An 8,779-nucleotide genomic window follows, 5' to 3' on the forward strand; every position below is an offset into this window, starting at 1 on the left:
ACGACTGGAGTATCGCTTTCTCCTGTCGTGCATAATTTGAAGAAACTTTTACGATATTGACTGTTGCCATAAACACAAGGACAACGACACTGGCTGCTGGTATCATACGGCTCAATGCTATGGAAGGAGACAGCAAAGACAATGTCATATTTTTTGTCCCCTGCAAGAGATACCTTAACCATAGGACGTATTTCTGTCGGATTCTTGAGTAGAACCAGCTACATTCCGGTGCCACGTTTTGCACATTGTCCATTGGGATCGCCTTAAAATGAGTCCGCATATTCAGTTGGAAAACATTTAAATTATCTTCCGAATCACTCATAATGAATCAAAGCAGATTCTTCTTGTCTAGAGTGAAAATGTATATTTTTTAAATTATAGGGCATTTTATGTATTTTTGCACATTGGGTTTTGTGGGTTGATTTTCTAGATGGGAAGTATATGCAAGATATTCTTGATTGAGGAATTGTTCTCATTACTTTTATGGAATAGAGCGTTGTCATGACGAAATCCGAGAAATCACAAAAACCGTTCAACGACCCAGTTATCATTCTCGTTGAGCCACAGCTTGGCGAAAATATTGGAATGGTTGCACGGGCAATGTCCAATTTTAGTCTGAGAAGATTGCGTCTTGTTAATCCTCGTGACGGCTGGCCCAATGAAAAAGCTCGCTCTTCTTCTGCTAATGCAGATCATGTCATAGATTCTGTACGTGTCTTTCCTAGCCTAGAAGAAGCTATATCTGATCTTAACTTTGTTTACGCGACAACTGCCCGAAGTCGCAATAATTTTAAATCTGTTTTTGCACCCAAAGAAGCTGCTGCTGTATTAAGAAAAAGAGCTCTTAACGGACAGGAAGTCGGTCTTGTTTTTGGTCGAGAACGTTGGGGCTTAACAAACCAAGAGATCGCATTTTCTGATGCAATAATAACCTTTCCAGTGAATACAGATTTTCCTTCCCTCAATATTTCTCAAGCGGTTTTATTAATGGTTTGGGAGTGGATGGAGAGTGGTTGTGAAATTTCAAAAATAGAAACACAAAAAAAAACCGCTACCAGAGGTGAATTATTAAGTCTTTTATCTCATCTTGAGAATTCTTTGGAAGAACGAGGATATTTTCGTCCAGTCGAGAGAAAAAAAAAGATGCTGGATGATTTGCGTTCTGTTTTTATCCGCCCTGAATTTACGCAAAAAGAGATTTATTTATTACAAGGGGTCATTTCTTCTTTGGATCGCTTTTCCAGAAATTTTCCACGTGGGAGCGTTATGATTCCAGGCAAGACAGAAAAGAAAGAGCCATCAGTGATCCAAGACATACAATATACTCCTGAAAAAAAATACCTTAATAATTTAATACTCATATTTGATAGTAGCATCGGCGGACTGACCATATTACAGAGAACTCGTTTTCTGATGCCTGAATACAACTTTTTTTATGTCGCTGATGACGCTGGATTCCCTTATGGAAACCAGAAAGATCATGTGTTGAAAAAACGCATAATTTCTCTTTTGACAAAGATCTTAGATGAATATAAGCCAGTATTATCAATAATAGCGTGTAATACTGCATTTACTCTCGTCGGAAAGGAATTGCGAGAAATATTCCCATCGATGATTTTTGTTGGCACAGTTCCTGCCATAAAGCCAGCAGCAGAATATACTGCTACAGGTCTTGTATCTGTTTTATCTACAGCTGCTACACTAAAACATTCATATACCCAGAACTTGATCCATTCTTTTGCATCTCAATGTCATATCCAGCTGGTTTTTTCGAAAAATCTTGCATCAATAGCAGAAAAATATGTCTTTGGAAAAGATGTTTGTGAGGACGAGATCAAAAATGAAATAAACGATTGTTTTGTTGAAAAAGGTGATCGAAGAACAGATATCGTCGTTCTTGCTTGCACACATTATCCGTTTATGACACATATTTTTCGAAAAGTCTCTCCATGGCCAGTTGACTGGTTAGATCCAGCAGATTCTATCGCACGTCGCGCACGTTCTTTACTGCCTCAAATAGAGAAGAATCAAACCGTACTATCTGATGATTTCGCTATTTTTACTTCAGGAACACCAGATATTTCTATGAAACGTTTGATGCAAGGATTTGGTTTAAAATCCTAAAATTTTTGAGAAAGACAAGCCCAAACATGATTAAAACGCCAGAATTGAGAAGTCATTGGAAGGAAAATGGTATGCGTATTCGCGATATACGGAAGGCAAGAGGAAAGACTGGCTAATAAATCAGACTTGGCTAGAACTGCTTTGTGTAGCTACGAAAAGGGGCGTAGATCTACCACAAGCATAAACTACGCCTTATTCCTTCGAAATGAATATGAGATTAGCCTTGATTGGATCTATTTCGGTGATGAGATCATCGTTCCTAATCATGTCGGGCGCAGTAGAAGTCCTAAAAAAAGAACGTTTAAATATTCACAATACCGCATATTTTAAAGGACAATTATCCCTGAGAAAAATGATTTTATATTTAAGAAATATACCTTATAATCAACATCTTAATCTACTCACTTCATAAGAGGATCCATTGATCTTGACAAATCTAAAACCCTATATCTATTGCATTCTTTAGACTTATCTTTTCCTTTAAACGATTTCCCTTTTTTATTACTTTTTATTATTCCAGCAACCATAGAAGATGTAGACGCAGCTAAAACAAGCACAGAAAAATCGAAGCCCTCTTTCTTAGAAAAAATTGGTAATTTTTCCCAAAATCTTTGATGGTTTTTTTCCTGAATCTCTCAGGTAAACTTTGCGGTGAGCTAGAAAATGAAAGTTGAGACGGGTTTGCAACTGCCGAAAATATCAATAACGCCAATCTTTCAAAATATACAAAAAATCCTCCTTTGCTTCGGAAAGCGAATCAAATAAAAAGAAAGAACCATGTAAAGATCAAAGCAATTCTTGGCTATCTTCTTCTGTCATTTTTTCAAGAGATCATTCTAATCGGCGACACTTTCGCATAGCAGATAACGCCTAAAAGGTAAGACTAGAAGTTTTTCAACCCATTGAAATGACTGATTCCTTATTGAGTCCTACTTTGGCTTACGTTGTTTTTTTACTTCTATAAATCATTTGTCATTTAGAACAATCCTTTTCAGATTCACAGAATACGCACCCATGCCAGATTAAAGCTTGTCATATGCACTCAGAGAAGAGAACAAAAGATATGTTGAGCAACCTCCCTTTTTTTTATATATAAATACAAAGATGAGATCTATTCGTGTGATTTATGGGGGAGATTGAACCCACATTGTGAATAAACTCACAGCATATACTAAGCTTGTGATCACCTTCTATGGGGAATCAGGAATAGATAAAAATATTCTATTACTTTTTCAAACACGAGTTAGTTAGAATCTCGAGGAAACATGGAGGCATTGCGCATGCTCATCCATCCCTCAGTACCCTTCTTAGTCCTTTAGCCCTTGGTATCCCTTAAGTCCTTTAGCTTTTAGCCTTAACCCTTTTAACCTTAGTCCTTTAGTCTCCTTTAAGCCTTTACCTCAATCCCACAGCTCCAAGCCGGCTTTTTTGATAATATATTTACTGTGTCTTTTACAGGAAAACTGTGAGATGCGGGTATTACCCAATCCTTTGTTCATACGAGAAATATTTAAAATAAAAAATAAATAATAAAATTATGAGTTTTCAATTATTAACTAATTGCATGTTTTTTATTGTACTTATCAAATTATTAATCTACTTTTAATAGAAAATTTGATTATACATCAATGCTTTTTTTATATATTAGGTATTATGATGTTTGAACTAAAAGGCTATGAGCTTATAATTTTAAATATTTAGGAGGATATTAGTGGTGAACTTGAGGTATTACAGTATTTTACTATCCGCGATTTGTGTTTCTTTGACGTCTTGTAATATGAATCTCATGCAGCAAAAGGTTGTCTCTACACCTCCGGTATCTGCTAAATCTAAAGATACGACACCTAAACCTGTTGTTGCTGCACCTAAACCTGCTGTTGCTGCACCTAAACCTGTTGTTGCTGCACCTAAACCGGTTGTTGTTGCACCTAAACCGGTTGTTGTGGCACCTGCACCTGCACCTGCACCTGCACCTATACCTGCACCTATACCTGTACCTGTACCTGCACCTGCACCTACTAAACCTCAACCTACACCTAAACCAGCAGCAGCAAAAAAAACTGATTCGAAAAGCAGTTTTTTCAATTTTTGGAACTGAAATTAATACTAAAAATAAATGCCTTAAGATTTATATATGGGCATATTATCACGGCATAGGCAGGAAAAATGATAAGCCACAATATCCTGTGGCTTATCTTTCCTTTTCCATCCTGACGATTTTCGAACAATAGTTGTACGTGTTATAATCCTGCATTCCGCCGTGATATTCTATCTGAATTCCTAGAAATATCGCATTATTAATCCATTCATATCTACCGCGAACGTTAAGCTACTACTAGCTAGCTATCAGTCTTTCCCGTAATTCGATTATTATCAGCTTCATTTTAGCCTTAAGATCCATTTCTTCTTTTGGCTTTACATTAGGTATAAGTCCTCCCATGGGAAAAAGCATAAGTATAATCCTTAATTGTAAAAAACAGGGGGAGATGTGCTAAGATAGCAAGAAAAGTTTGGGGTAAAGCTTTAAAAGATATTGAGCATGCTTATAACCCGATGCTACGCTTCTATGGATGAGAGGTGCTTCAGAATCAGGATACGCTTCCCTCTCTAACGCTTCTTATATGTATTGCTGAGAGATGAAGCTACTTTCATCTTAAAGAGGAAACTGACCCAAAACTTCAATTCTAGCTATGTCAGAATCTAAGCCGTATCTTTCTATCATTTCCTCATAAAAACTAGGTTCGATACCTTCTACAGTGCGGGTATCGACGTGCCTCCTATGCCATTCGCTATAAGGCATGTTAAAAATATCATAGACCTACCCGACAACCTTCTAGGATTGGACATCATCACCCAGTAACAATTAGGGTTGTTCTCAGAGAAGAACCCTCCTGAAGAGTCAAAGATGGCATCAGGATAGCCTGAACCCTTATCCACAAATAGGGAAAATCCAATAGAATTGTGAAAGCCAACGAATGCATCTGGTCGTTCCTCAGAATACGTACGACACTAGATTCCATAGTGCTTTGAATCTATTCTTTGGCTATTCTTTAGTAGGTCAGCAAACCATGGTACAGGATTCAACGACAGTGATTGAATTTCAAACCAATGCTGGTTCGGCATCATCGCAAGCCACTTGCTAACATCAGCTCATAACGTGCTTTTTAACTGAGCTTCAGAGTTGGCAACGCAAATGATAGTCATACCAATACGGGTCGATATCAGCCACAGCATCATCCATGCGGTGAGAGCAAACTTGCCAATACCACGACCGCCAGCAACAGCACCCTTAAATATCTTGTACGTCTTTCTTTTCAAGTTTTGGTAGGTGTGCTTGTCACATCATCCATGAATTCTAGTTGCCACTTGCGGGGGCTTTTTATGTGCTCAAGAGGCACACCCTTCTCCCCCCAAGGCAGCACAGCAAGTATGAATTCCTTAAAACTCATGACCAACCATAGGATGAAGTATTCTAGAAATAAGAAGTTCTTCTTGTTGGGTAGTTAGTGGAGAAGTAGAAGGCAATAGAATTGTCCAGAAATAGTTAAACCTACCAACCCTAAAACGTAAGAATCAAAATAGAGATGGTAGACTAAGGTAATTGCGTAGGATTATTAGGATATTAGGGATTATATATTGTAACATAAATATAATATTAATGCTGTACTTATATTAATATATTATGTTAAAAATTATAAAAAAAGGCTAAAAATAATTATAAAAATTATAAAATTTGTCGGCGTTGAAGCCTTCATCAACTCTAGACACGTCTTGGGAGACTATTCCCAAAGCCCAAAGCTTTCATAGTTATCCACAAGCCCCAAAGTATACTAAGCTCTCAAAGCTTGTAGGCTTGAATCAACAGAAACATACCAAGATTAAGAGCTTATTCACTGGCGGTTATTATACAGGGTCAAGAGAAGAGCATCAAGGACGAAGATCACAAGGTGCTTAGCAGTGGTGAAAACGTATCAAATTATGAATTGAAAGAAGGGAGAAAAGGAAACAGAGCATATAGAGACGAAAAAGAAACGGGACAAATGTTGACACGCATATTGGGTAAGAAAGCAACAAAGAAATTTCTTTTATCTCCAGCTGAAATTGATCGCCTGGCAAAGGCTCAAAGAATTTCAGAGGAAGATTTAGAAGCGTTCAAAATCTTATCATTCGCCCCAATGGAAAAGCAATCCTTGAATGCCGTGGATATGAAAAAGCGCAATCAAAAGTAGCAATCCCCGATGAATTTATCAGCATACGCCGTAAAACCCTATTCTTCAGGACGGGGAGGATGTCAACAAGAGGCAGACAAGAGGGCTGAAGAAGCAAAGGCACGATCCATAAAACCAATGCGGAAATCACTATTTTTCACTCCTCGGATACCCACCACATGAGAATTTCCAACCTTGTGCATCTTTCCGCCAATGGCTTTTTCAAATGCTTTTTCAATATTGTTAGAATCTGCCCACGTCACGTGGTCGGATTGTACCATGCCTTGGTTGAGCCACCGCCATGGGCTTTTATACTTTCATGGTTAGAATACGCATCGGAAGCCAATAATGCTTGCGTAACTTTAATGAACCTATTTTTTAAATCATCCCTATCCGCACCGTATGCTTGGTTAAATCCTTTTGCAAAAAGAAACTTTAAAAAGGACAGAGTTACGGATATGAGAGAAAGACTGAAAACGGTGATAAGTTACTCTTGCTAATCCATATTTTGGGATTTTTATACAGTTACGAATCCAAAAATTCTTTGTTAGCTATCCTTTTTCATCTCACCTTGGCTGTTATTTCCAGCATATGACTCTATTTGAAGGATATAATCAAATCATATATTTGCATTATTTATCCGTCTTTAGAGATATAAAAAATAAGTTTCTATCGAGATTTCTTCTCGTATTCCGAAACAAAATCGACTTCCTCTAAAGAGAATCCTGTTTGCTTAACAGAAAAGGCTAATAACCGCTCAACAGCATGCTCCATTGCTCCATCTGTCAAGCCTTTCTCGTCTTCAAATTCTTGAGAGAGATGAAGCTTTCTGATGGGATCTAAGCAAGTTGGCCTTACCCAAAACATGGTGCCGTTGAAAAAATCAAAATCACTATTTTGAATAGAAAAACCCATTCTCCTAGAAAGATCTGCAACACGTTCGTAAACTTTGTTTCTTTTTGTAAATATCGAATATCTTTTTTTGCGTCGATATCGACCGGATCCAATCATGCCAATATGGGGATTGTTCTCAAATATATTTATAATGTGAATTACAGCATTAGGAGCTCCAAGAAGATCAAAAAACAACCAACGTCTCCATAAAATTCCTTCAATAGGATAATGCCCTTCCTTTTGAGATGTCTTTCCATGAATTTTGCAGATATAATCATAGCTTTCAAAAAAACCAAGCTCCAATAAATAAAGGAAAGGAAAAACATCCCTTCCTTTATTTTCCATGACATAAAGTTGTCCTGACGGAAATTTTTTTAAAATATCCTTCTCAAGGTCCTCATTTTCTTTCACAATAGTAACAAATAAATCAAAATTGAAATTCAGTCCTGACAAGAGATTCGCAATTTCAGGCCATATTTCTTTATAATAGCAATGCGCAACTATTGCTATTTTAAGTGAATGTTTTGGCTTTCTATTCATTTTTGGAGATGAATTCTCATTCCATCCTTCAAACAATTCCTGAACATATAAAAATTGTTTGCTATCCAAGGGCATTCGACGATTATACATAAAGCGATTGAATCGATAGAAAGCTTTTCTTGTTTTTCGTGATCCATAAGGAAATATACAATAACCTGGGAAGCGGAACTTCCCATACTGATAACAAGTCAAAAAAAAATGCCAAAAAGCTAAAAAGGATTCAAATAATCCTAATTCTTCGATAAATAAGTCCTTACTTGCAATGATTGGTTTCTTTAATGAAGATTGCAGGAAATAGTGCACAGAATCAATCGCAGGTATATATACAGATCGCATGCCATCCAAACATCCTATATCAAGACGGTAGACGATCTTGCCGATCGCTTCAGGCTTTGCTTTTAACCAAAATAACTTCCAACGCACCAACGATCAAAATCCCGAGTATTTGCTTATATTTGTTAATATTATCACAATATAGCATACCTAAGATATCTTTCAAAACTAACGAATTCCAACAAACTTGTGTGTTTGAAGACTAACACGCCATTGCGGATGTTTTAAACAATAAGAAATCGCTAATTCTGTGTTTTCTTGAAGAGAAGAACCATCCATTGGTTGCAACGAGAATCTTTTAAAATCAAGCATAACATAACGTTCTGGTGGAGCATCTACTTGCGGAAAAACCAGTTTTAATTCATGGGCTTTTGTCACTTTTAATGGACAATTTCCTTTAGGACTCACGCATATCCAATCAATTCCCTCCGGAGGTTTAATTGTACCATTGGTCTCAATGGAAATTTCAAAATTGCGTTTCTTTAAAGCTCTGATTAATAGTGGATCTACCTGCAATAAAGGCTCTCCTCCTGTTAAAACACAAAAACGCCTTTCATTTCCCTCAGATATCCATTCTGCGGCAATTGCATCGGCCAATGTTTCGGAACTATAGCGACCCCCCATACTACCTGTAATACCTACAAAATCAGTATCACAAAAACAACATTGTGCAGTAGCAC

Annotated in this window: 9 protein-coding genes and 1 pseudogene; 7 read left to right on the top strand and 3 right to left on the bottom strand. The window is 37.2% G+C overall.

Annotated features, from left to right (window positions below):
* Positions 1-141 precede the first annotated feature (141 nt).
* From H0G72_RS06300 to H0G72_RS04765, 7 genes and pseudogenes are all read left to right on the top strand, one after another.
* Positions 142-267, top strand: coding sequence for a hypothetical protein (locus H0G72_RS06300; protein WP_259345146.1), 126 nt, complete (start codon positions 142-144; stop codon positions 265-267).
* A 234-nt stretch (positions 268-501) separates the two neighbouring features.
* Positions 502-1,314: pseudogene (locus H0G72_RS06305) on the top strand (RNA methyltransferase); the annotation flags it as partial.
* On the top strand, positions 1,303-2,124 hold the full coding sequence (gene murI / locus H0G72_RS04745; protein WP_310649494.1) for a glutamate racemase: 822 nt from the start codon (positions 1,303-1,305) through the stop codon (positions 2,122-2,124). The pseudogene H0G72_RS06305 and the gene murI, both read left to right, overlap by 12 nt.
* Positions 2,125-2,190: 66 nt before the next feature.
* Positions 2,191-2,454, top strand: coding sequence for a hypothetical protein (locus tag H0G72_RS04750; protein WP_182017636.1), 264 nt, complete (start codon positions 2,191-2,193; stop codon positions 2,452-2,454).
* A gap of 1,381 nt (positions 2,455-3,835) precedes the next feature.
* Positions 3,836-4,222 (top strand): hypothetical protein, encoded by a 387-nt coding sequence (locus H0G72_RS04755; RefSeq protein ID WP_182017637.1) that lies wholly within the window; start codon positions 3,836-3,838, stop codon positions 4,220-4,222.
* Positions 4,223-5,099: 877 nt separating this feature from the next.
* The gene (locus H0G72_RS04760) at positions 5,100-5,267 is read left to right on the top strand and encodes a hypothetical protein (RefSeq protein WP_182017638.1); all 168 of its coding nucleotides are present in this window, start codon (positions 5,100-5,102) and stop codon (positions 5,265-5,267) included.
* A gap of 804 nt (positions 5,268-6,071) precedes the next feature.
* On the top strand, positions 6,072-6,353 hold the full coding sequence (locus tag H0G72_RS04765) for a hypothetical protein (protein WP_182017639.1): 282 nt from the start codon (positions 6,072-6,074) through the stop codon (positions 6,351-6,353).
* 62 nt (positions 6,354-6,415) lie between these two features.
* Here H0G72_RS04765 and H0G72_RS04770 read toward each other — a convergent pair whose 3' ends face one another.
* From H0G72_RS04770 to H0G72_RS04780, 3 genes are all read right to left on the bottom strand, one after another.
* Positions 6,416-6,613, bottom strand: a complete 198-nt coding sequence (locus H0G72_RS04770) for a hypothetical protein (RefSeq protein WP_182017640.1) — start codon at positions 6,611-6,613, stop codon at positions 6,416-6,418.
* A 388-nt stretch (positions 6,614-7,001) separates the two neighbouring features.
* Positions 7,002-8,189, bottom strand: coding sequence for a rhamnan synthesis F family protein (locus H0G72_RS04775; protein ID WP_310649493.1), 1,188 nt, complete (start codon positions 8,187-8,189; stop codon positions 7,002-7,004).
* A 78-nt stretch (positions 8,190-8,267) separates the two neighbouring features.
* The coding region (locus H0G72_RS04780) for a radical SAM family protein (protein WP_182017641.1) at positions 8,268-8,779 on the bottom strand (512 nt) is incomplete at its 5' end.

The sequence above is a fragment of the Candidatus Liberibacter sp. genome, assembly GCF_014048425.1.
Lineage (GTDB): Bacteria > Pseudomonadota > Alphaproteobacteria > Rhizobiales > Rhizobiaceae > Liberibacter.

What these genes read in the sequence shown, in the direction of transcription:
- H0G72_RS04770 (WP_182017640.1), bottom strand. Translation starts at nt 6,613, where the DNA reads ATGGTACAATCCGACCACGTGACGTGGGCAGATTCTAACAATATTGAA.
- H0G72_RS06300 (WP_259345146.1), top strand. Translation starts at nt 142, where the DNA reads ATGTCATATTTTTTGTCCCCTGCAAGAGATACCTTAACCATAGGACGT.
- H0G72_RS04760 (WP_182017638.1), top strand. Translation starts at nt 5,100, where the DNA reads ATGCATCTGGTCGTTCCTCAGAATACGTACGACACTAGATTCCATAGT.
- H0G72_RS04750 (WP_182017636.1), top strand. Translation starts at nt 2,191, where the DNA reads ATGGTATGCGTATTCGCGATATACGGAAGGCAAGAGGAAAGACTGGCT.